This is a genomic window from Catellatospora sp. IY07-71, from assembly GCF_018326265.1.
Taxonomy (GTDB): Bacteria; Actinomycetota; Actinomycetes; order Mycobacteriales; family Micromonosporaceae; genus Catellatospora.
On record NZ_AP023360.1, the window covers coordinates 369,330 to 392,874 of the forward strand.

The 23,545-nt window shown below is 70.6% G+C and carries 12 protein-coding genes and 2 tRNA genes; 7 read left to right on the forward strand and 7 right to left on the reverse strand.

Translation table 11 applies throughout. The annotated features are described in order from the left end of the window. Window positions 1-133 precede the first annotated feature (133 nt). Genes CS0771_RS01680 through CS0771_RS01695 form a run of 4 tightly spaced genes read left to right on the forward strand, consistent with a single transcriptional unit; the run spans window position 134 to window position 6,382 of the window. The gene (locus CS0771_RS01680; protein ID WP_212839479.1) at window positions 134-2,437 is read left to right on the forward strand and encodes a protein kinase; all 2,304 of its coding nucleotides are present in this window, start codon (window positions 134-136) and stop codon (window positions 2,435-2,437) included. Further along, entirely contained in the window at window positions 2,434-3,813 is a 1,380-nt protein-coding gene (locus CS0771_RS01685) for a hypothetical protein (RefSeq protein ID WP_212839480.1), read from the forward strand. The genes CS0771_RS01680 and CS0771_RS01685 overlap by 4 nt, the downstream gene beginning before the upstream one ends. Continuing rightward, entirely contained in the window at window positions 3,810-5,864 is a 2,055-nt protein-coding gene (locus tag CS0771_RS01690; protein WP_212839481.1) for an AAA family ATPase, read from the forward strand. Before CS0771_RS01685 ends, CS0771_RS01690 begins: the two co-directional genes overlap by 4 nt. Next, a complete protein-coding gene (locus tag CS0771_RS01695; RefSeq protein ID WP_203749581.1) occupies window positions 5,861-6,382 on the forward strand; it encodes an FHA domain-containing protein in 522 nt (173 codons plus the stop codon). Before CS0771_RS01690 ends, CS0771_RS01695 begins: the two co-directional genes overlap by 4 nt. Window positions 6,383-6,431: 49 nt before the next feature. On the opposite strand, the gene CS0771_RS01700 is transcribed toward CS0771_RS01695, so the two are convergent. The 5 genes from CS0771_RS01700 to CS0771_RS01720 all read right to left on the reverse strand — a co-directional run bounded on the left by CS0771_RS01700 (window position 6,432) and on the right by CS0771_RS01720 (window position 18,107). After that, window positions 6,432-9,299 carry a CHAT domain-containing protein gene (locus CS0771_RS01700; RefSeq protein WP_212839482.1) on the reverse strand — a complete coding sequence of 956 codons (2,868 nt, stop codon included), beginning with the start codon at window positions 9,297-9,299 and terminating at the stop codon, window positions 6,432-6,434. 156 nt (window positions 9,300-9,455) lie between these two features. Continuing rightward, entirely contained in the window at window positions 9,456-10,274 is an 819-nt protein-coding gene (locus tag CS0771_RS01705; protein WP_212839483.1) for an alpha/beta fold hydrolase, read from the reverse strand. A gap of 171 nt (window positions 10,275-10,445) precedes the next feature. Beyond that, on the reverse strand, window positions 10,446-10,808 hold the full coding sequence (locus tag CS0771_RS01710; RefSeq protein WP_212839484.1) for a hypothetical protein: 363 nt from the start codon (window positions 10,806-10,808) through the stop codon (window positions 10,446-10,448). A 10-nt stretch (window positions 10,809-10,818) separates the two neighbouring features. Further along, a complete protein-coding gene (locus CS0771_RS01715) occupies window positions 10,819-17,211 on the reverse strand; it encodes an RHS repeat-associated core domain-containing protein (RefSeq protein WP_212839485.1) in 6,393 nt (2,130 codons plus the stop codon). Between the two features lie 823 nt (window positions 17,212-18,034). Continuing rightward, window positions 18,035-18,107: transfer RNA gene (locus tag CS0771_RS01720), tRNA-Lys, on the reverse strand. Window positions 18,108-18,415: 308 nt separating this feature from the next. On the opposite strand from CS0771_RS01720, the gene CS0771_RS01725 reads away from it, so the two are divergent. Beyond that, window positions 18,416-19,729: an Ig-like domain-containing protein gene (locus CS0771_RS01725; RefSeq protein WP_212839486.1), complete on the forward strand. Its 1,314-nt coding sequence runs from the start codon at window positions 18,416-18,418 to the stop codon at window positions 19,727-19,729. 127 nt (window positions 19,730-19,856) lie between these two features. After that, window positions 19,857-21,194 (forward strand): Ig-like domain-containing protein, encoded by a 1,338-nt coding sequence (locus CS0771_RS01730; protein ID WP_212839487.1) that lies wholly within the window; start codon window positions 19,857-19,859, stop codon window positions 21,192-21,194. Between the two features lie 159 nt (window positions 21,195-21,353). Here CS0771_RS01730 and CS0771_RS01735 read toward each other — a convergent pair. Beyond that, window positions 21,354-21,426, reverse strand: a tRNA-His gene (locus CS0771_RS01735). Window positions 21,427-21,523: 97 nt separating this feature from the next. Beyond that, window positions 21,524-22,129, reverse strand: coding sequence for an oligoribonuclease (gene orn / locus CS0771_RS01740; protein WP_212845559.1), 606 nt, complete (start codon window positions 22,127-22,129; stop codon window positions 21,524-21,526). A gap of 105 nt (window positions 22,130-22,234) precedes the next feature. Here orn and CS0771_RS01745 point away from each other — a divergent pair, with 105 nt between their 5' ends. Continuing rightward, the gene (locus CS0771_RS01745; protein WP_212839488.1) at window positions 22,235-23,449 is read left to right on the forward strand and encodes a glycosyltransferase 87 family protein; all 1,215 of its coding nucleotides are present in this window, start codon (window positions 22,235-22,237) and stop codon (window positions 23,447-23,449) included. Window positions 23,450-23,545: the final 96 nt, after the last annotated feature.

The window sequence follows — 23,545 nt, forward strand, 5'->3', positions numbered from 1 at the left end:
CCCGCACGGCGAGGGCGGTCGTGTGCCGCCTCCACCCGCGACGAGCATCGATCCCGGACGGGAGATGCCGCCGCCGGGTACTGACGGACCGCGCGCGGCAGGCGTCGGGCATGGCGGACCGGGTGACGGCGGTGTGCCGGCGACGGTGATCGACCCGGGCCGGGGTGAGGATCCGCAGCTGGCCGAGTGGAGCGCACCCGGCATGCCGGCGGCTTTCCGGGACCGGTTCGAGCCGGTCGACGAGCTACGGCGTGGTGGGCAGGCACGGCTGTTCCTGGTGCACCACGCCGCGCACGGGCACGCGGTGCTGAAGATCTACGAGCCGGGAAAAGGCCCATCGGCTGAGGTTCTGGCCTATCTGGCCTACCACGGTGGGCACGAGGGCAACCCGCACCTGGTCCGGGTCTACGAGGCGGGCCGGCTGAACGGCTTCGATTACGAGCTGATGGAGCACCTGCCCAGCCGTTCGGTTGCCGAGCTGGCGGCCGGGCGGGAGCGCGGGGCGCTCAGCACCGAGGAGATCACGGCGATCGTGCGCCAGACGGCGCTGGCGCTGCAGCAGATGCACGCGCACCGCATCGTGCACCGGGACGTGAAGCCGGCCAACATGCTGGTGCGCCGCAACGATCCCGGTGGCGGGCAGCCGCTGGAGACGGCCCTGGGCGACTTCGGCATCAGCATGCACGTCCCCGGAGCGCGCACCCGCAGCGTCACGACCTCCGGCACCACCCGCTACGTGCCGCCCGAGTACGCGTCCCGCGCTTTGGAGGTGTCGCCGGCCTCGGACTGGTGGGCCCTGGGCATGTCGGCGCTCGAGCTGCACCTGGGCACGCATCCCTTCGACGGCATGCGCGACGAGTCGATCTTCCTCCACCTCGCCCGGGGTCCGCTCGACCTGTCGAAGGTCGCCGACCCCCGCGTCCTGCTGCTCTGCCGCGGGCTGCTCAACAGCAACTCCAGGCTGCGCTGGTCGGCGCGGCAGGTGCTGGCCTGGGCGGACGGGGAGGACCCGGAGGTACGCGGCGCGGCATCGCCGTCCCCCGCGCCGCCGGCGCCGGACCTGCCGTCCTACCTGTTCCAGGGCCGTCCCTACACCGACAAGGCTCTGCTCGCGGTGGAGATGGCGGCCAACTGGACGTTCACCGCGAACCTGCTCTTCGGCAAACGCGGACGGCCCGCCCGGGAACTCGCCGACTGGATCAACCGCCTCGACGAGCCCTCGCCCGAGCGGGATGCCGTCCGCGGCCTGCTGCGACGCCGGCCCGGGCCGGCCGACGTCGCACTGCTGCGGCTGCTGCGTTACCTCGACCCGGGCGGCCGCCCCGTCTACCGTGACACCAACCTCACCGTGCGCGGGGTCGCCGCGTTCGCCTATGACGCCTGGCGGGCTCCGCAGAGCACCGTGGACTCGATCCTGGGCGAGCTGTGGCACCACCGCCTGCTGCGGCTGCTGCCGACACGTGACGCGGACGAGGGATTGATCGGGCTCGACGGCATCGACGAGGCCTGGCGGCGCCACGCCGACGACTGGGCCGTCGCGGTCGCGAACATCGACGACGCCGGGGCGCGGGAGTTCATGGCGGGCAGGGCCGAGCGGGACCGGCTCGCGGCCACGCTCTGGATCGCCGCCTGCCGCGCGGACACCCTGCCGCTGCTGCGCGGCCAGCTCCATGCCGGGCTGGCCGACGTCGAACGCCGGCTCGGCGCCGAGGTGTCCGGCCGGCTGCCGTGGTTCGACCGGCTGCGGCGGCCGGGCGCCGCCGCGGTCGAACTCGCCGTGGCATGTGTCCTGGTGCCGTTCGTGGGACCGCTCCTGCTCCGTGAGGCCGCCGAGGAGCAGCAGGCCCGCTCGCGCCGGCGGTGGCTGCTCGAGCACGGGGAGATGCGCGCGCAGGTCGAGCGCCTGGAGCGGCATACCGCCCGGGCCTGGGCGGGCGCCGGCGCGGGGGCCGCGGCGGCGGTATGGGTCATGCTGCTAGGCCTCAGCGAGATCGCCGAAGTCGCAGATCTCGCGGCGATGCAGCGTGCCTGGATCGTCACGGGGTTGTCCGTCAGTCTCGTCTTGACGCTGGAACTCGTGCTGGCGTCGTTCATGGGAGGCCTGTACTGGCCGCGCTACTCCCTGCTGCACCAGAGCATCGTCCATCTCGGACGGGTGGCGCGCCGGGTGCGCGGTCGCGAGATGTGGTCACTCGGCATCGTCGTGCTGGCGCTCGCCCTCACCGCCGCGGTGACGGTGTACGTGCCGATGGCGATCCCGCTGGTGACCGCCCTGGGCCTGCTGGCGTGGGCGCCGGTCCGGCTCCGGCGCTGGCAGGCGGACCGCAGGGCGATGCAGCACGAACTCAGATTGGCCGAGTACGAGCGCGAGGAGGACCGGATGAACGACAACGCGGACGGTATGGCCCACCTGGATCGGGCGGAGGTGGCGGCATGAGCGGCGGCGGGGCGGGCCTCGGCGTCCTCCTGTTCATCATTCCCGCAGTCGCGCTGGCGGGAGCCGTGCTGGTGATGGCGGCGATCGCCGCGACCGTCGGCGCGGCCGCCCTGCTCGTCGTGCGGGCCGCGGCCGCCGGCGTCGCGAAGGGCGCCGACGCCGTCGCCCGGCTGGGCGCCGAGCTGGAGGCGCAGGGCGACGCGCAGGCCACGGCCGAGATCATGGGGCGGCTCTGGGAGCTGGCCGCGGGCGAGGTCACCGGCCTGAACGCCGAGATCGCGCTGCTGGCCGCGGCGGCCGGACGCTTCCCGGGACCGGTGCTGGACCTGCCGGAGCAGCTCGACCTCACCGGTGTGGACCTCTGCACCGCCGAGGTATGGGTCAAGGACGCCCGTGCCCGGCTGCGCGTCGCACGCCAGGCGCTGGAAGCCCGTTTCTCGGCCGGGGCGCGGGACGCCATGGCCGCGGCCCTGCCCTCGGGCGACCCGGTGCTGAGCGCGGCCGAGCTCATCGAGCAGCGGCGCGCGGAACTGCTGGCGGGAATGACGCCAACGGTCGTGATCCGCCAGCCGGGTGTGGCCGGCGATGGCATCGACTTCGCCCTGGACATCCAGCCGGAGCTCGACGACCTCCTGGCGAGCGTCGACCCGGACCGGCTGGAGGACGACCAGCACAAGGTGCTGCGGCTGGCCGCCCGGGTGGCGACGGACTCCCTGGACATGGCCGAGGCCCGCCTCAACGATCTGAGGCTGTGCATCGAACGTGAGGTCAACCCCCGGGCGGTGGCCCGCCGGAAGGCGTCCTTCTGGTTGCAGGCGCTGCGCCAGCCGCTCATCGGGCAGGAGCTCGGCGTCGAGCCGCCGACCGCCGCGCTGGTGAACCGGCTGGAACTGGTGCTGCGCGGCGAGCGCTCGCTCACCGAGCAGGACCGGCGGGAGGCGGAGGCCGCCATGGTCCGCGCCGAGGAGATCGCCCGCTGCCGGCATCTGCGCGACCTGGTGGCCGCGGGACTGGAGCAGGCGCGCTGTGAGGTGCGCATCGAGACCGTGTCGGGCCGGGTCGGCCTGACCGTGCACCGTCCCGGCTGGAGCCGGCACCACCTCGGACGCATCGAGCTGAGCGCCGACCACGTGGACAGCCGGCTGTGGCGGACCCGCTCGGCCGCCGGAGTCCAGTCGCAGCAGCAGGAGCGGGCGAACTGCGCCGATTTCGCCGAGGTCGTCAACGGCGTCTTCGCCCAGCTTCAGGCCACCGGCGAGCTCGGCGGGCGGCCGGTGCGGCTGGACCTCCGCCACGAGGTCGTCGACGCGCCGACCGGCCTCACCGAAGCACCCGGGCAGACCAGCACGACGCCGGACTACAAGGTGATGAAGTGAGCACGAGCGGCCTGCCGGCGTTCGTCCGGGAACTCGAGGGCACCCTGTCGGTGCACGCGCAGTACGTGCTGCACGGCAACATCCACGACCAGTACCTGGTGCCCTCGCCGGAGGCGCCGGATCAGCGCTACCCGGTGGACCTGCGCGAACTGCTGTGGATCGCGCTGCAGTCGGCCGGGTACGAGGCCATGGTCTACTACGACCCGGTGCACGGCATCTCCGAGTACCCGCCACGGGACCGCGCCTCGGCCGAGGCGGCCACCCGCCTGCTCGGCCGGCGGGTGCTGGGCAGCCAGCCCACCCTCATGGAGCTGCGCACCCACCTGTCGCGGCTGGTGGGCACCCCCGCGCCGCCGACGGCGGCCCCGCCGCCGCCGCCGTCGGTGCCGGGGCAGGCGCCGGCTCCCGGCACGCCGCAGCAGGCGGCACCGCCCGAGCCGCCGCGGCCGGAGGGGGTCAAGGCCGCGTTCGTCATCGGGTACGCCGCGCGCATACCCCGGTCGATGGCGCAGCTGGACGAGGCCGAGCGGGACTTCTTCCTGTTCTGCCAGCAGATAGCGCTCACGGCGGAACCGCGCGGCCACTCTCCGGCGCACCCGGCGGGGGTTTTCAACCCGGTGATCTGGCTCGTGGAGGGCGAGCGCGACCTGCCCGCCTGGCTGACCGCGGGCATCGAGCGCATCCGCACGATCGCGGTGCCGATGCCCGGCCTCGACGAGCGGCGTGCCGCGGCGCGCATCTACGGCGCCGGCATCCCCATGGCGCCGGAGACGTCCGGCGAGGAGCTGGCGCAGCTGATCGACGGGTTCGCGCGCCGCACCGACGGGATGACCGTGCTCGGCATCCGCGAGACGAGCCGCCTGGCGCACGACCGGGGGCTGCGGCTCGACGAGATCGGCGACGCGGTCCGGATCTACAAGCTGGGCATCGACGACAACCCGTGGCGGCGCGCCAGCATCCGCGGCCAGATCCAGCTCGGCGAAGCCGAGATCCCGCGGAAGGTGCTGGGCCAGGACCAGGCGGTGCTGAAGACGCTGGACATCCTCAAGCGAGCCGCGCTCGGGCTGTCCGGCGCGCAGGCGTCCAGCTCCGCGCACCGCCCACGGGGTGTGCTGTTCTTCGCGGGACCGACCGGTGTCGGCAAGACCGAGCTGGCCAAGAGCGTGGCCGAGGTGCTGTTCGGTGACGCCGAAGCCTACCTGCGGTTCGACATGAGCGAGTTCGCCGCCGAGCACTCGGACCACCGGCTGATCGGCGCGCCGCCGGGATACGTCGGTTTCGAGGCGGGTGGCGAGCTGACCGGGGCGGTGCGCCGGCAGCCGTTCCGGGTCGTGCTGTTCGACGAGATCGAGAAGGCGCACCATCGGGTCCTGGACAAGTTCCTGCAGATCCTGGAGGACGGCCGGCTCACCGACGGCCAGGGCCTGACCACTCACTTCACCGAGTGCGTCCTGATCTTCACCTCGAATCTCGGCATCATCGACGAGGACCAGCAGACCCACGAGCGCACCCAGAAGATCCGTCCCGGCGAGCTGTCCTACCGGGAGCTGGAGCGGGAGGTGCGGGAGACGGTCAAGCACCACTTCATCAGCGTGCTGGGACGTCCCGAACTGCTGAACCGGCTCGGCGACAACATCGTGGTGTTCGACTTCATCTCGCCGGAGGTGGCCGACGAGGTCTTCGCGCTGCAGCTCGGCAACATCCGGCAACGGCTGCGCGCCGAGCACCGCATGCAGGTCGACCTGTCGGCGGACGCCGCCGAGGTGCTGCGTACGCTCTGCACCGCCGATCTGGACAACGGCGGGCGGGGCATCGGCAACCAGCTGGAGAGCCGCTTCATCAATCCGCTGGCCCGGCACCTGTTCGACCGGGACATCGCGCCGGGCGCCCACCTCGACGTGCGCTCCATCCGCACCGACACGACCACCGGCCGGGTCGACCTCGACATCACCGAGCGGCGGGCCGGCGACGAGCCGCCGGCCGCCACCGCGATCGTGCCCGCTCAACCGGAAGCAGGCCCTGAGGTGCTGGTCGGCGAGGTGGTCCGGTGACCCGGGCGCTGATGAGGTGTGCGAACGGCCACGTCACCCCGTTGCTGCCCACGCGTACGTGCCCCGGCCCGTGCAACCTGCCTGCCCGGCCGCACGACCCCGAGGCCGAGCCTGCAGGCGGGGCAGCCGCCCGCGAGTGCTGGAGCTGCGGGCGGGAGGAGTTCGACGCCACCGCCGCCGACTGCGTGAGCTGCGGCAAGAGCCTCACCACCCCGCTGGCCTCGATCGATTTCGGGGCCGCCGGGAGTGTGGAGATCTGGCCGGGCGAGGTGCGGATGCTCGGCCGCGACGACGAAACCCCTGACCACCAGGTCTTCGCGAGCACACCGAACGTGCACCGCCAGCACGCGATCCTGCGCGCCGAACCCGACGGGACCGTCACCATCGAGCCCGTACCGGGCAAGGCCAACGGCACCTTCGTCAATGACGAGGAGATCACCGGGGTGTACCGGCTGCACGCTCAATACCAGGTGCGGCTGGCGCGTGACCTGCGTGGGACGGTGCGGATCTGGCCGTGACGGGCGCGCCCCGCCGACGACGTGACCGTCGTCGGCGGGGCTTGCCCGATCAGCGCCCGGTGTGGAAGAAACCCGCCCAGCCGTCGATGCTCTGCTCCCGGCCGCTCGCGGGGCGCAACGGTTCCGGCATCTCCTCGGGGATCCGCCGGTCGGGCGTGAGCATCCACACCTGAGCGCGGTGCAGCGCGTCGAGCGGGCGGCAGCCCTCCCGCCGCACGTAGTGGTGGAACATGTACATCAGCGCCGAGGTCGGCGTGTCGGGCACGCTCCACAGCGTGCTGACCACCGTCCGGGAGCCGCCCGCCAGCAGGGCCGTCGCCACGCTGAACGCCTCGTCATGGCCGCGCCCGGGGACGCCGCTGTTGCAGGCCGCGAGCACGGAGAGTCCCACGGGCCGCTCGGGCCGCGCGGTGAGCGCCCCGACGAGTTCCTCCGCGGACAGCCGGTCGCCGCCGGCCAGCGCCAGATACGACGACTCCCCCGCGGCGCCCACCTGCTCGTACTCGGCCCGCCTGGTCACCCCGTGGCAGGCCAGGTGCAGCACCGATCCCGCAGTGCCGTCGAGCAGCCGGTCCAGCACCTCGCGCCGGGTGCCCGCGCCCGCCGCTGCGGGGGCGCCCGTCGCCGTACGGCCGAGGTACACGCCCTGCCGGTAGAAGGCACCGTGTATCGCGAGCGCTTCCGCGCGGGCGGCGGGCAGATCGGCCGCGCCGCCGGCATCGGGATCGCCCAGCACCAGCGCCGAGTCGTCGAGCGGGACGTCGGACGCCCAAGCCGCGTCGCACATGAGCCGTGCCGACGGCGCGTACGAGAAGACAGCCTGCTCCACCGCGTAGCGATAGCGTCCGTTCACCTGCCGCCGCGCCGCATGCCACGGCACCGCCGACAGCTCCCGCATCGGGATCAGCACCACCCGGGGTGGGCCGCCGGCCGGCGCCCGGTGCGCCCGCAACCCGCGTTCCAGCAGCGGGCCGATCGCCACCCGCCAGGCCCAGTCGCAGACGTCTTCCAGCTTCGCCCGTCCGCGCACCGACAGGTCGCGGTCCGGCCCGAGCCGCGGGTCGTCCGGCAGCTCCCGGGCGGCGTCGGCCAGGAACCCGGCGGGAACGTCGTTCAGCTCGGGCAGCAGCAGTGTGCTGGCCTGGTCCTCCGCCGGCACGATCACCGCCATGCCGTTCTTGCCGTCACCGGGCACCAGGTAGACCAGGGCGTCGAACCCGAGCATGCGCAGTGCCGCGTGGATCTCCGGCCCGTCCGGCGCGTCCAGCAACCGGGCCGATCCCGTGGCCGGGCTGTCCAGCGCAGCCCCGTCGTCGTCCACCGGGATGCCGGCCAGCACGCTCATCACCCGGTGGCGCAGCTGTGCCGGCGCCTCCTCCACACCGCTCAATGCGACCGCGGTGCGCCACTGCTCGGCCAGACCCGGTTCGCCCAGTTCGATCAGCCGCTCCGGGATGGCCCGCCGCTCCGTCGCGGCATGCAGCATCAGGCCGCGTCCCATGTCGAGCGCCCGCGCCGCCAGGTCCGGCCGGCCGTCCGAGACGCACCAGCGCGCGACGTCGATGGCGTCGTCCGAGGCGTGCCGGGCAGCCGCCGCGGCCGCCGGGGCGTCCGACTGGAGCAGCACGCTCCAGGCGTGTCCACGCAGACCGCTGAGCGCGGTGTCCCTGGACAGCGCCTTGCGCCCGGAGAGCCGGTATGCGTGGGCCAGCGGCATGCTCGTCATGGTCCACATCGCGTGTGCGGTGGTGCCCAGCGCCGTTCTCGCGCGCTCCAGCTCCGCGGTGCCGTCCTGCAGGTCGGTGATCCGTTTTCTCGATTCGAATCGCAGCATCCGCGCGACACCCAGCTGCAGCCGGTAGAAAGGCCGTCGCGGATCGTGCTCCGGCGAGATCGCGACCGCCTCGGCCAGCTCGATGATCGCCTGGTCGAGCACGGGCGGGTGGTCGGCGCCCACCCCCATCTTCGCCGCGCCGGAGGTGCCCATGCGGAGGGCCCGCTCGGCGGGGTCGAGCCCCGGCACGTCGGCCAGAGCCCGCAGCTGGGCCAGCTCGGCGGCCACGGTGGCGTCGTAGGGCGTGCTGCCCGTGCCCCTGAGCCGCGGATCGGCGACGCCGCCGTCCTGTGTCTGGCGGAACAGCGGCGCCATCGTGGCCTGCATGTGCGCCAGCTGCGCGCGCCGGGGATCGTTCTCCGGCAGCTGGCGCATCGCGTCGAGGATGGCGTCGTAGGCCTTCCTCGCACCGGCGAGATCACCCCGCATCGCCTGCGCGTAGCCCGCCATGAGCAGGTCCATGAGATCGAGGTGGCCCACCGCCGGCGAGTCCGGTGGCAGCCGTTTCCTGAACTCCGCGAGGTCGTCAGACATCTGGTCGGCCAGCGAGTGGTCACCGGCCACCGTGCTGAGCAGGTGTCTCATCGCCAGGCGAGCCGAGGCGATCATGGAGCTGTGCGGCTCCATGCCGCCGACCTCCGTTTCCAGCCTGTCCAGCTCCGCCAACGCGGCCTGAGGGCTGAACCCGGCCCGCCCGTTCATACCGGCCAGCTGCAGATCCAGCGCGCGGACCACCGCGCAGGCCTCACGGCTGCCCGCCAGCGGCGCGGGGTCCGCCCGCACGACGTCGGCCAGCGCCATCGCCTGTGCCACCGCGGGCTCGTCACGCAGCCTGCCGGTCTTGACCAGATCGACCAGCAGCACCGCCGCCAGCTTCCGCCGGCCGGGCGTCGCCTCAGGCAGGCGCTCGAACTCGGCGACCGCCGCTTTCAGATCACCAGGGTCGCGCCCGGTGCTGTAGCGGCACTCCAGCATCCAGCAGAGCGCGAAACGCCACGGTGCCCTCTCGTCCTCGGGCATCTGCGCGACCGCCCAGCCGGTGCGGCTGATGGCGTCGGGGGGTTGCGATCGTTCCTGGGTCATGGCTTCCTCCGGCACGTGGGTACGAGGACCCTGACGGACCGGCGAACCTGCACTCATGATCAGAAGACGTCAGGGCTCCCCTCGTGCCGGCAAGGACGAGCACGAAGGGAGCCTTGAGCCACCGGCGGCCGAGCGGGGGGGCGCCGGCCGTCCGGTTCAGGGCTGGGGCTGGTCGAGGAAGGCCAGGGCGGTCGCTGGGAACAGCGGCGAGTCGCAGGCGCTGTAGTGGGTCACGCCGGGCAGGATGGCGAGCGCGTGCCCGCCCTTCGGCCTTCCCTCCCCCATCCAGCCGCCGTCCCGCTGCCCGCCGTCGAGCAGCGCGAACGCCTCGACGAAGTGGCTCGGCGGGGCCATGTCGGCGTCACCGGCCGCGATCAGCGTCGGCACCTGCAGCCCGCGCACCTCCTCGGTGAGGTCCATCGGCACCGCCATCGCCGCCCCGATCTTGTCGAGCAGCCGGCCGAAGTCCTCCGGCCGCGGCGCGACCCGCTGGTAGAGCTCGTACATCGGGGTCTCCTTCATGAACTCGGCCGCGGCCGCGTTCACCTGCCCCTGCTGCGCCAGGATCTCCGGGTACACCGCGTCGGTGCGCAGATACGACGACTGGATGACCAGGCGGCCCACCTTCTCCGGGTGCTGCGCGGCGGTCGCCGCCGCCACGCCGCCGCCCAGCGAGAAGCCGACCAGGTCGGGCCGGTCCAGGCCGAGGTGGTCGATCAGCGCCGCGATGTCACCCGCCATCAGGCGCACGTCCAGGGGGCGGTCGATGTCGGCGGTGCGGCCGTGGCCCTGCAGATCCGGCAGGATCACCTGGTGGTGCTCGGCGAACGCGGGGAGCACCGCGCCGAACATCTCGCCCGAGCCGAGCCCGCCGTGCAGCAGGATCAGCGGGCGGCCGGAGCCGTGCGTCTCGTAGTACATGTTCAGGCCGTTGACCTCGGCGTACTGGCCGTTGCCGTGGGTGATGCCGCTCATGGGAGCTCCTCGTTTCCGTACCGCGATGTGCTGACATCCGGTATGACGAGCGAGCCGCCCGGGACTCATCGGTCCGGGGCAGAGAATCTGCGTCGCTCACCGCCGCCGATCGCGGCAGGTGCCGGCACGTGGTGAGGTCTGCCGAGTAACAGACCTCACCACGCGAACGGGCTAGTCGAGCCGCAGGCCGGGGGTCAGCGCCAGCTCACGGCCCCCACGCAGCATGACCGCGTGGAACTGCCCCGACGATGCCACCCGGGCGAACACCACGCCGAGTGCCGAGATGCCCGGCACGGTGTCGTCGTGCACTCCTTCGGGGTAGACGTCCAGCACGTAGGGGCAGGCACGGTCGAGCGGCGACCGGGCCTCGTGATCCACCGTGAGGACCAGCCGCGCGAACTCCTCCGTCGAGGTGCGCTGCCCCCCGGCACCCTCCAAGAACCAGATCTCGATGCTCTGTTCGAGCGCCGTCATCACCTGGGCAGGGCTGAGCGAGGTGTCCACCGGCCCGAACCGGACCACCAGATCCGACATGTCGACCTCCTCAGCAGCCGTCGAAGAACAGGAAGCCGTCACAGACGAGATCCCAGCTCACCGGCTGGAAGTCGGCCTCGACGTTGCCGACCACGGCGACCTCCTTCACCACGTCCTGAGCCGGGCTGAAGGTCAGGAAGTCGCGGATGCCCTTCTGGACGGTATCCCCTTCGAGACCATTGCGGTCATTCGCGTAGATGACGAGCCTAGTGGCCTGCTTATCCCTGGTGTCGCTCAGATACCCCTGAATGTTCTTGGACCGGTTCCCATCAGGGGTCTTGAACTCGGTACGGATGTTGTCGACGTAGGCGTCCCAGACCTTTCTCGTACCGTTGCCCACCGGTTGCAGTTTCTCGTTGCGCGACTCGACGGTGTGCCCGTTCATCGCGAGCTCGAAAGCGATGGCGAACTCGTCGTCGTTGAAGGCGAAGCCTGGGTCCCAGGCCTTCGGCTTGTACTCGCTCCGAGATTCGTCGATCCTGTCGAGCGCCCTGCCCACGACGATGGCGACCATCATCGACTCGGTGTCGAGCCCGGTCGCCTCCAGCCCCATCTCGACCAGCTCTTCCAGTGCCTTCTGGGCGGCCTTGTTCTGCTTGCCGCCGCCGGACTTCCCGGCATCCGCCCAGATCATGGCCCGTTCGATGTCGTCCTCGACGCGGTCACGGATGCCCATGAAGTTGGAGTTCATGATCATGTGGAAGCGCAGGTTGCGCAGTCGCAGCGCCTTACCAGCATTGGCCGTCGCGGCCCGCTCCTCCGCATCCGACTTGTACGGGTTGATGAGGTGCCCGTTCGACTTGCCGCTGTTCCCGGTCGGCATCATGTCGTCGAACGGCTTCAGGCCGTCCGGATCGCTGAAGATGACCGGCGAGTTGCGCGCGTAGGAGTAGCCCTGCATCTGCTGGGCGTCGGTGGTGTCCAGCACCGGGTCCACCGAGATGAAGCGGCCGAGCTTCGGGTCGTACTCCCGGGCGCCGATGTGGGTCAGACCGGTGTTGTCCTTGGTCCCCGCGACGAAGCCCTTGTCCAGGGTCCCCAGCCAGGTCCCGGCGGTGCCGCCGCGCTGGTTGCCGTAGGGGTCCTGCCACCGGACGGCCACCGCCTGGGTTCCGGTGCTGGCCACCGTGAGGTTGGTGGTGTTGTGCCGGTCGGCGACCATCCAGGTCAGCGAGTTCCCGCCGGCACTGCTGGACCTGATGGCGATGTTCTTGCCGGCCCAGCCGTAGTACCTGGTGCAGGAGATGACGGCCGTGCCCGCGACGTTGGTCCGGATCTCCTGTCCCGGCAGGTAGAGCGTCTTGCCCGCGGGGTCCTTCCGGATCAGGCGGTTGCCGTCGGCGTCGTAGATGTAGGTGGTCGGGCCGGTGGTGTCGGTCGAGCTGGCCAGCCGGCCTTCCGGATCCCAGGTCAGCGTCTGGGTGCCCGCGCTCTGCGTGGGCCGGGTCCTCGTGTTGCCGAGGTTGTCGTAGGTGTAGCTGCCGGTGGTCACATCGTTGGCGTCGGTCGTCTTGGTGAGCGTGTGCGGCTGCGCGGCCGTGGCCGCCGGGTGGACGTACTTGGTCGTGAGGTCACCGCCCGTGATGTGCTGCACCTGCTTGGTGCGGTTGCCGGCGGCGTCGATGGTCCACGTCGTCCAGTACTTGGCCGGACCACCCAGACCCGCGAGGGTCGGGCTGTCCTCGCAGTCGCCTGAGGTCGGTGTCCACGCCTCGGTCAGCCGCTGCAGGTAGTCGTGCGTGAAGCACTGTGTCTCGACTCCCGCGACAGCCGACGCCTCCGCGATCCCGGTGATGCCGCCGATCTGGTTGTACGAGATGTTGACGTCCGAGACCGTGTTCGGTGCGGTGTCCCGGGTGGTGAGGATGCGCTTCAGCAGCCGCGTGCCGGCGTCGTAGGTGTGGCCGATCTGCAGCTGCGGGTTGGCGGTCTGGTCGCGCAGCGTGATGACGCCCAGCTCACCCAGCTCGGTGTAGCTGGTGTCGGTGACCAGCCAGCTGGTGGCGCCGGTGGTCAGCTTCTGCGGCAGCCCGGTCGCCGTGTACGTGGTGGTCAGGGTCTCCCAGCCCTGGCTGTAGGTGGCGTCGCCGATCGCGGGCATCCGGGTCGACGCCGGCGCACCGTTCGCCTTGTAGCCGTAGTCGTAGACGTATTCCCCGGCGAACCCCGTCTCGGTCGCGGGGATCGTGATCTTCTTCTGGGAGACCGTGCCGAACGGCGACAGGGCCGTGACCGAGGACTGGTATGCCGCGCCCGTCTCGCCGCCGACGTAGCGGGTCGAGGAGGTCAGCATCCCCTTGGCATTGGCCAGGCCGTCGTACTCGAACTTGGTCAGCCGGTTCGCCGCTGCGACCGTGCCGTTGTAGACACCGGTCTTACGGCCGATCTCGTCATAGGTGTAGCGCAGCGTCACCGGGCGCGAGTCGGTGATCGAGGTGATCCGGCCCGCATCGTCATAGGTGGTCGTTGCCACGCCCTTGTCCGGGTCGGTCGTCCTGAACGGCCGCCCCAGCAGGTCGTACTCGAACACCCAGGCCGTCCCCGCCTGGTTGGTGACGCGTGTCTGCTGCCCCTTCGCGTTGTAGTCGAAGTTCGTCGCGTCGTAGCCCGAGGCCGTCGTGAGCCCGTGGTGCTGGCGGACCTGGCGCGTCCTGCCCTGGGCGTCGACCACCGTCGCGGTCACGATGCCGCCCTCCGGTGGCAGGACCTCGGTCCGGTCGCCGGAGGGGTATCGGTTGGACGTGCGGAACTGCTCCGACATGCGGTAGTAGCGGATATCCTCGACCGCCCGGCCCGCCCCGTCGAACTCGACCTTGGTCCACTGATCGATGTTCTCGAAGTCCGATGCCGGGTGCGGCGAGAACACCGTCGAGGCGGCCGCGGCCACCGGGTAGGGCCCGAACGTGCGCCAGACACGTCCCGCCGTGTCGTAGAACGTGTCGGCCACCATCGCACCCGCCGTGCCGTCGGCCTTCGGGCTCTGGGTCTGGCGAGTCCGCATCAGCCCGTCATAGAACGTGTACGAGCTGATCAACGTCCCGTTCGGGCTGAGATTCCGGGTGTGGATCACCGAGGGCGCGGTGTTGGAGACGGCGTACTCGTGCCACGTCGTCGGGGTGTTGGCGTACAGGCTCTTGGACCGGCCCGGCCGCCAGACCTTCGTCACCCGGCCCAGCGCGTCGTACTCGACATCGGTGCGCCGGTTGTTGGTCACGTCGACCGTGGCCAGCGTCGCGCCCCAGGCCGGCTCGATGACATTCTGCGCCTGCCAGCCCTTCGGGCTGACCGTGGTCGTCGTGGTGACCGGCCCGTCGGCCGTCGGCGTGTAGGCGGTCGTGGTCAGGTTGCCGTCGACGTCCCAGGCGTCGGTGACCCGGCCGTAGTCGTCGAAGGCCGACCGTGCGGTGACGAGAGGGACGAAGGCGTCGTTGACCCAGTCCTTGAGCGTCTCGATGCGGGTCACCTCACCCCTGATGGGCGCGGTGTTCCAGGACTGATCGTCGTACGAGGTGCGCACCTCGCTGATGATCTCGGCGGTGGTGAACTTGCGGCCGGCGGTCAGGGCGACGGCACACGTGAGCGCCCACATCCGGATGCGGGACTGCTTGTTCAGCAGATGGGTGTTCGTATTGCGCGCGTAGTCCGTGGCGGTGCACTGCTCGTCACCGGTCACCGACAGATCGCCATGCTCGGTGCTGTTGGTCGGCATGCCGAGGGTGTCCAGGGTCGTGCTGGTCCGGGTCACCCGGTCGGCGCGGCCACCGTCCAGCTTGCTCCACTGCCACGTGTCGGACGTGCCGGTGAACCTCGCGTGCACCGTCTGCGAGTCGATGGTCCGCGACGCAGTCGGCGGATCCGACCGCCATGGCTTCGACACGCTGCCCGCCATCGGGTCACCGGTCGGCGAATCGTACGACATCGACTCCAGCGTCATGCCGGCGTACTCGTCGAGGTCGTGGATCTGCTCACCGGGGAATGCGGCTGCGAGCAGGCCCCTGGTGTCGGTGAGGACGACGTTGCGGGTCCCTCCGGTCGGGGTGGCCTTGTCGCCGTGCATCCCGCGGAAGAACCGGGTCTCCGAACGAACCTGGTCGGTGCCGGTGCCGACGAAGGTCCGCACCTTTCCGTAGCCACGCCACTGGTTCCAGGTGCGGCGGTTGTCCTTGGTGAACGCGTCGTCGTCGGCGAAGCGCCAGGCCGCACCGTCGAGGTACTCGTACCGGGTCACCTTCGAAGGACTGGCGGCCGCTCCGGTCAGGACGCCGTCGGTCTCGGTGACCTGCTCGACCACGTACTTGTGGAACCAGTCGGTGATCTCCTGGCCGGGCGCGCCACCGAGGTCCTCGGGCGCCCACCGGACCGGATAGCAGCGCCTGTCGTTCGTGTGCGGGGTCGGCTTGTTGCTCGCCGTGCAGTTCTGCGGCGCGTAGGTGATCCCGACGACGCCACCGGACTCGCTGGTCACCGCCGCCAGCCGGGCCCAGTTCATGGGGCGCAGACCGTTGCTCAGCGCCGTGTCCACCCGGTTGTTGAGCATGACCGGGTCGAGCTTGATGTCCGGCACGGTCTTCTCCGTGCCGACCAGGCCCTTGTGGCCGATGCGGTCCAGCCACATGCCCGCGCGGGTGCCGTCCCCGGGGTCCGGGAAGGAGTGCGTCAGCGTCCACTGCTCCACGTCGCGGTGGGCGGACGTGGCGGCGTTCCAGACCTGCGTGGTGATCTGCCGCAGGCGCTTGGTCGACCAGAACGTCGGGGTGTGGTCGTCACACGGCGAAGCGGTGCACGACAGGTCCCAGGGGGTGTCCGACCAGTTGTCCGAGTGGTTCGTGCAGTTGGTCAGGCACCGGTCACCCGTGACGAAGTTGACCCGCATGGGCACCGGCAGCGCGGTGTAGACCGTGTCGGTCTTGACGCCGCCGACGAGGGTGCGCTGATGCGTGCCGTAGTCGACATGGTCCAGCCACGCGTCACGGACGTAGTCGCGAAGATCGGTGGTGGAGCCGTTGCGGCCGTATTTGTTGGTGTCCCGCTCCCACCACAGCGACATCGTGTTGCCGTGCGGGTCGACGACGTAGTCCAGGTTCCACCGGTAGCCCTGCGCGCAGTCCGAGTCCGTGAAGGCGCTCTGGTGGCAGGGGTCTCCGGAGTGGTTGCCGAACACCGGCACCGTCTGCACCGACTTGGTCTCGGACTTGCCGCTCGTCCAGCCCTGCAGCCGGTTGAGCCCGAAGTAGTACGTCGTGCCGTCGGTGGTCGTGACGACCCAGTGCTCGCCGTCGTTGTCACCGTTGGTGGCGCCGGTCCGGCGCTCGATCTTCGATCCGTCCTCGGTCAGCCCGTGCCACCGGTTGTCCGTGGCATTGAAGATCAGTTCGGTCGCGCGCCCGTTCAGCGACATCGTGGCGTTGTGGCCACGCCAGCACTGGTCGCCGGTCTTCTGCGTGTTGTTCGCGCCGGAACCCATGTCCTCGCTGCACGAGATGTAACGGCGCTCGATGAAGCCCGGAGACCACTCGAAACCCTCGCCGATCCAGGACGGCTGGTTGTTGGTGGCGGACGTCCGCCCGTCGACCCCCTGGGAGGAGTAGGACAGCTTCACACTGGGCGCCGGGCCGCCGAGCGCCGGGGGCACCCGCATCCCGTACGACCAGGCGAACCCACCGGCGTTGCTGCCCGCGGACCAGCTCGCCGATCCCGCCATCGAGGTCGCGCCGAAGTCGCCCGAGCCCGATTCGGCCCCCGAGGACAACGCCACCAGAGCCGACGAAGCTCCCGCCGACACCGACAGCGGAACCTCCGCCGAAAGCACATCCCCCGTACGCGAGGTCACCAGTGGCTGCGGCCGGCAATCGGCTGCCCGGCCCGCCGACAGCGCACACGCCGGCAGCACGACCATCCGCAGCCGATCGGACCAGTCACCGCCGTACGCACCCTTGAACCCGGACACGTCGAGCGCCAGATCCACCGGCCCGCCCGAGACGCGCCCGTCGACCCGGTCCAGCCTGACGATCAGGTCATATCCGGCGGCCCTGGACGCGGCCCGGTCCAGCACCTGCGATCGCACCTTGGCCGGCGACTCCGGCGCGGCCGACGACAGCCAGACCGGCGATCCGCCCGCCCTGACCTTCGACGACGTCCAGCCATCCTTCTCCGCCGCGGACCGGCCCGCCGGGAAGCGGCCCGCAGGCAGGTCCACCTCGACCGTGCCAGCCTGCGGCCAGCGCACCTGCTGAGGCTGGTGGCGTGCGACAGCCTTCGGTGACCGGGACGCTGCCGTCGGCGGCTCGCCCACGGCGACATTTCGCATGGTGGCCTTCTGCTGAGCCCCCGAATCGGCGGGCACCGCCCCCGCCGGTGCGGACAGGCCCGACAGCAGCAGCACCGCCGTCGTTCCGATCGCCACGCGGCGATGCCAGTGTCTCAACCTCACGTCATACCCTTCCATCGCTGGCGGTTGCTAGCCGTACGGCGGACGCACCGATGCCGTACGCGACGGGGGTTCATGGTGGGCATCGCACATCGGCCGGGCCGCCATCTCGGCGTCCGGCACGCGGCGGACGTCAGCACAAACGTGCCGATCGTCCCTATAGGACCCGTACCTCGTTCCCCCGTGTTCTTGCAGCGGCACGCTAGTTGATCGATGCGGATTTCGCTGTCCCGCCGGACTCGCCGCATCGGCTCACGATCGAGGTGAGGCGATCAACCGCAGTTCAGCGGTGGGGGACGGTTCCGGGGCATCCCGGCGTGGACAGCCAGCCCGCCCGGCCCACCGCCGCGCAACTTCAGCGCGCAGGGACGGACTTACTGGTCGTCGGGTGCGAGCCAATGTGCCGGCTGCCGATCGGCCGGGTCCGGAAGCCGGCCACCAGGTCATAGCCAACATCTCCGTTCCTGCGCTGGAGAGCGATGCCTGTCCTGCGGGCCGGCAGCCACGACACCCTCGGCGCCGCCGCGGCGCGTTCCCCATCGGCTCGGGTGGCAGTCGTCCTTGAGGTCCACTTGAACCACTCTGCGCACTCTTTGAAGGGCGTTGCCGACACGGCATCCGTCCGAGCCCTGGCCGACGCTCAGCAGCAAGATCAAAAGCCCGGAAATGACGGCAGCTGATACCCCTACATCACCAGGTCACGGCAACCCGAGCTCACGTCGAGCACACCGGACCGCGTCCCAGCCGTCCCCGGAATGCAAGAAGCCCCGTCTGACCAGGTCAGACGGGGCTTTCGCTGTGCGCCGCCAGGGACTCGAACCCCGAACCCGCGGATTAAGAGTCCGCTGCTCTGCCAGTTGAGCTAGCGGCGCTCGTTGGCAACGGAGAGAACCTTAGCACGGCGATCCGGCGGATCTCCAATCGGTTAGCAGACCGCCCGCCCGTGCCGCCAAATCACTCCAAAACACCCACCAAGACCACCATGAACTGTCCATATCACCCCAGCCCAACGGACCCCGACGCCACCCAGGCCCGTCACGCAGAGCAACCTGTGACTGCCCTCACCTGAAGATCATTCCGCGCCACGGTCACGAGAATCCGTCGGAACCCACCACAACCCCCACTCCCCTACGGCAGGATGTGAACCGGGACATTTCACCAGGATCCAGGCAGGTGGCGTATGCGTGCACTCCGCAGGCTCGGCGTCGCGGCGGTCGCCGCCGCTCTCCTCGTACCCACGCTGGCCTCATGTGACAGCGAACCCACCGGCGTCACCGCCGCCAAGAACCCACCCCCCGCCCCACCCGCGCAGACCCTAGAACTCACCCCCGCCGCCGAGACCAAGGACCTCCCGGTCAGCACCGAGATCGGCCTGACCGCCACCAACGCCTCCGTCCGCTCGGTGCACGTCGCCGACGCCAAGGGCAGGCTCGTACCCGGCCGGATGCGCCCCGACGGCACCACCTGGGTCCCCGACAAGCCGCTGCAGTACAAGACCGCCTACACGGTCACCGCCGTCGCGACCGACGGCCGCCGCGCCGTCACCTCGCAGACCTCCTTCACCACCATGGCCGAGCCGCAGCGCCAGGTCGGCACGGGCATGTACCTCTTCGACGACCACACCTACGGCGTCGCGATGCCGGTCGTCGTCGAGTTCTCCGAGCAGATCCCCGAGTCCGCGCGAGCAGCGGTGGAGAAGCGCCTGTTCGTCGAGACGACACCGCCCCAGCCGGGCGTATGGCACTGGATGAGCGGCCGCCAGGTCACCTACCGCGCCCCGCAGTACTGGAAGCCGGGCACGAAGCTCACCGTCCGCGCGGCTCTGAAGGGCGTCCCGATGGGCGAGGGCCGCTACGGCGACGACGACCGCCGCGCCGCCGCGAAGATCACGAACGACAAGCTGGAGCTGGTCGTCCGCAACTCGGACAAGCACATCGAGGTCCTGCGCAACGGCAAGAAGGTCAAGTCGATGCCGGTGAGCCTGGGCAAGGCGAGCACCCCCTCCTCCTCCGGCACCATGGTGATCATGGACAAGCAGGCGTCCACCATCTTCGACACCACCGGCGAGCCGGGCGACCAGTACCGGGTGGCGATCCAGTACGCCCAGCGCCTGACCTGGGGTGGGGAGTTCATCCATTCGGCGCCGTGGAGCGTGGGCGACCAGGGCCGGCGCAACGTGTCGCACGGCTGCCTGAACGTCTCCCCGGGCAACGCGGTGTGGCTGTTCGAGAACACGCACGTGGGCGACCCGGTGACGGTCAAGGGCACGGGCGTGAAGCTGGAGAAGGGCAACGGCTTCACGGCATGGGATCTGAGCTGGAAGGAGTTCGTGAAGGGCAGCGCGCTGCCGATCCCGGACGACCTGCGCCCCGAGGCGGTCAACCCGCCGGTCTCGTCGGCCTCGCCCTCCCCGTCCCCGAGCGCGGCCCCGGGTGTGGCGCCGAGCGCCGTTCCCGCACCCTCGGCCATGTCTCCGACCCCGGCTGCCCGATAGTCTGGTAGCTGCCCGGATGTACGGTGTGAAGCCTCACTGCGGGCAACTCGCACCCCCGTGCGGAGCGTCATTGAGGCAGGATGGATGACGTTGTGCCGCGCACACCCCTCAACGATGTGAGGACGCTATGCCCACCCCCGACACCCCGACCACCCCGAAGCTGACCCGGCGGCGCGCGCTGACCGCGCTCGGCCTCGCCGGCGCCGGTGTCGCCGGTGTGACCGGCCTGGCTGCCTGCACCGGCGACAAGTCGCCGATCTGGAACGGCGGGAACGACGGCGGCGAGAAGCCGCAGGAGACGCCGCCCAAGGCGAGTGTGACCATCTCCGGTCCCGCCGCGGACGCCAAGGACGTGCCGGCGGGCACGGAGATCGTGTTCGCCGCGACGGAGGCGCAGACGACCGAGGTCTCGCTGAAGGACGCGAACGGCGCCGAGGTCAAGGGCGCGATGCACCCGGACGGCGCGGGCTGGCTGCCTGAGAAGGCCCTGGCGTACGGCGCGACGTACACCGCGACGGTGACCGCGACCGGTGACGACGGCAAGCCGGCGACCGCGACCGCGACGTTCACGACGATGGCCAAGCCGGCCGCGAGCAAGCAGGTCGGCGTCAGCAGCTTCCTGGCCGACAACGCCGTGATCGGCGTCGGCATGGTGCTGATCTTCAAGACGGGCCGGACCATCCCCAAGGCGCAGCGGGCCGCGTTCCAGCGCCGGCTGCTGGTGTCGACGGAGCCGTTCCAGGAAGGCGTCTGGACCTGGTATTCGGGCAGCGAGCTGCACTGGCGCCCGAAGGTGTTCTGGAAGGCCGGCACGAAGGTGTTCGTGCACGTGCGGGCGGGTGGCCTGCCGCTGGGCGGCGGTTACTACGGCCGCCGTGACTCGACGCTGGTGTGCAGCGTGGGTCCGGACATCCAACTGCGGGTCAACGACAAGACCCACCAGATGACGGTGCTGAAGGACGGCAAGGCGGTCAAGACGATCCCGGTCAGCCTGGGGCGGCCGACGATGCCGTCGTCGAGCGGCACGATGATCATCATCGAGAAGAAGCGGAAGACCGTCTTCGACACGATGGACGACCCGAACCCGGCCAACCGCTACCGCACGAACATCGACTACGCGCAGCGGCTGACCTGGGGCGGCGAGTTCATCCACGCCGCGCCGTGGTCGGTGCAGCACCAGGGCAAGCGCAACGTGTCGCACGGCTGCGTGAACGTCTCCATGGCCAACGCGGCGTACCTGTTCAACAACACGCTGGTCGGCACGCCGCTGACGACCGCCGGCACGCCGCGCAAGCTGGAGTACGGCAACGGCTGGACCGACTGGGACAAGCCGTGGGAGGAGTACGTGAAGGGCAGCGCCATCCCGTACGAGCCGCCGGCCGAGCCCACCCCGGACCCGTCCGCGGAGCCGTCCACGGCCCCGTCCGCCGACCCCTCGGCCAGCCCGTCGACCCCGGCGGCCTGACTCCCGGCTAGCACGTCGCCAAGATCGCCGTTTGGTGTCACAAGGTGTGCCTGCACCGCAGGTTGTGACACGAGACGGCGATCTTGCATGCCAACCCCGCCACCCCACAGCTCAGCCACGAAAAAGCCCCGACGGCTACCCGTCGGGGCTTTTCTGCAGGGTGATCGACGGGACTCGAACCCGCGACCCCCGGGACCACAACCCGGTGCTCTACCAGCTGAGCTACGACCACCATTGCACGCCGCTGACCGTACAGCCGCGGCGACCGACCAATAATAGCCATACCCCCCGGCCCCGCGTCGAGCGGGTATCGCTGTGTCCCACGCGACTTACGGCAGGACCATCGTCGCGGCGATGCGCTTGGCCTCGTCGACGTCCGGCCCGGGCTGCGGCACGAAGATCGCCTCGCGGTAGTAGCGCAGCTCGCGGATGCTCTCGCGGATGTCGGCCAGGGCGCGGTGGGCCAGGCCCTTCTCCGGCTGCCCGAAGTACACGCGCGGATACCAGCGCCGGCACAGCTCCTTCACCGACGACACGTCGATCATGCGGTAGTGCAGGTGGCTGTCGAGGCGGGGCATGTCCCGCACGATGAAACCCCGGTCGGTGGCGATCGAGTTGCCGCACAGCGGCGCGGTCCGCGGCTCGGTGACGTACTTGGTGACGTACTCGAGCACCATGTCCTCGGCCTGCGCGACGGTGACCGCGGAGCGGCGCACCGCCTCGGTGAGGCCGGACTTCTCGTGCATCTGCTTCACCACGTCGACCATGCCGTCGAGCAGCGCGTCGGGACAGTGGATCACCACGTCCACCCCGTCGCCCAGCACGTTCAGTTCGGCATCGGTGACCAGGGCCGCGACCTCGATGAGGGCGTCGGTGCCCAGGTTCAGGCCGGTCATCTCACAATCGATCCATACCAGATGGTCGGCGCTACGCAGATCTCCCACCGGCACAGCGTACGCCGTATGGCCGCACTGTCAGTGCCGCCACCGTCGCGTGGGCCACGCCTGGCGGGGCGCGCGGCGGCGGTTAGGGTGGCGTCCATGTCTCAGGTCCGTGCCCAGCTGACCCCGCGGCGGGTGCTCATCGTGCTCGCCGTGCTCGCCGCCTGCGCGATCGGCTTCTGGCGGCTGCGGGTGACGCACGACTTCTTCGACCTGAAGATCTACATGTCGGCCGTGTGGTGGTGGGGCGACGGGCATGAGCTGTACGACTACGCCCAGCCGGACCGGGTGCAGGGCGCGCTGTACTTCACCTACCCGCCGTTCGCGGCGCTGCTGCTGTTCCCGTTCGGGCTGCTGCCGCTGGGCGTGACCCAGACGCTGTTCACGCTGGGCACCGTGGCCGCGGTGGTGGTCACGACGTACTGGCTGCTGGCGCCGCTGGCCCGGAAGCAGGGCTGGGAGGTCTGGTACGCGGTCGCGGTCGCCGTGCCGCTGGTGCTGCTGATCGAGCCACTGCGGGAGACCATCACCTTCGGCCAGATCAACATGCTGCTGATCCTGCTGATCATGATGGACCTGCTGGTGCTCGGCCCGCGCGGGTCGAAGTGGACCGGCGTCGGCATCGGCGTGGCCACCGCGCTCAAGCTGATCCCCGGCCTGTTCATCGTGTACCTGCTGGTCACCCGGCAGTGGCGGGCCGCTTTCACGGCGATGGGCGCGGCTGCGGCCGTCACCCTGGTGGCCGCCGCGATCGCGCCGCGGGCCTCCTGGGACTTCTGGACCGGCGCGCTGTGGGACACCGCCCGGGTGGGCCGCCTGGACTACACGGGCAACCAGTCGCTGCAGGGCATGCTGGCCCGGCTGGTCGCGCCGGAGCAGCCCGCCAAGTGGGTATGGCTGCTGCTGGCGCTGCTCGTGCTCGCCTTCGGCATGTGGCGCGCGGCGCGGGCGGGGCTGGCCGGCGATCCCGTCACCGGGCTGGCGCTGACCGGCCTGCTGTCCGGCCTGATCAGCCCGATCACCTGGCCGCACCACCTGTACTGGTTCGTGCCCGCGATCGTGTCCCTGATCGCGGCGGCGACGCAGAGCACGGGCGGGCGTCGCTGGGGCTGGCTCGCGTTCGCGGCCGGGGTGTACGCCGTCTGCGTGATCGGCGTGGTGTCGCTGGTCGACTGGGGTGTCGCGGCGGTGCCGACGGACACGCCCGGCCTGTTCCTGGCCCGCAACGCGTACGTGCTGCTCAGCCTGGCCCTGGTGGCGTTCCTGCCTGTGCGTCCTGGACCATGGGATTATCTCACGTCAAGGACCGTTTAGCCAGTCTTGTCCGTTCTGGCGGTTTTCCTTACAGTAGGAGACAGGGACACCGTCTCCCCCGGGACGGCCCCCAGATGGAACACCGTTCCCCCGGTG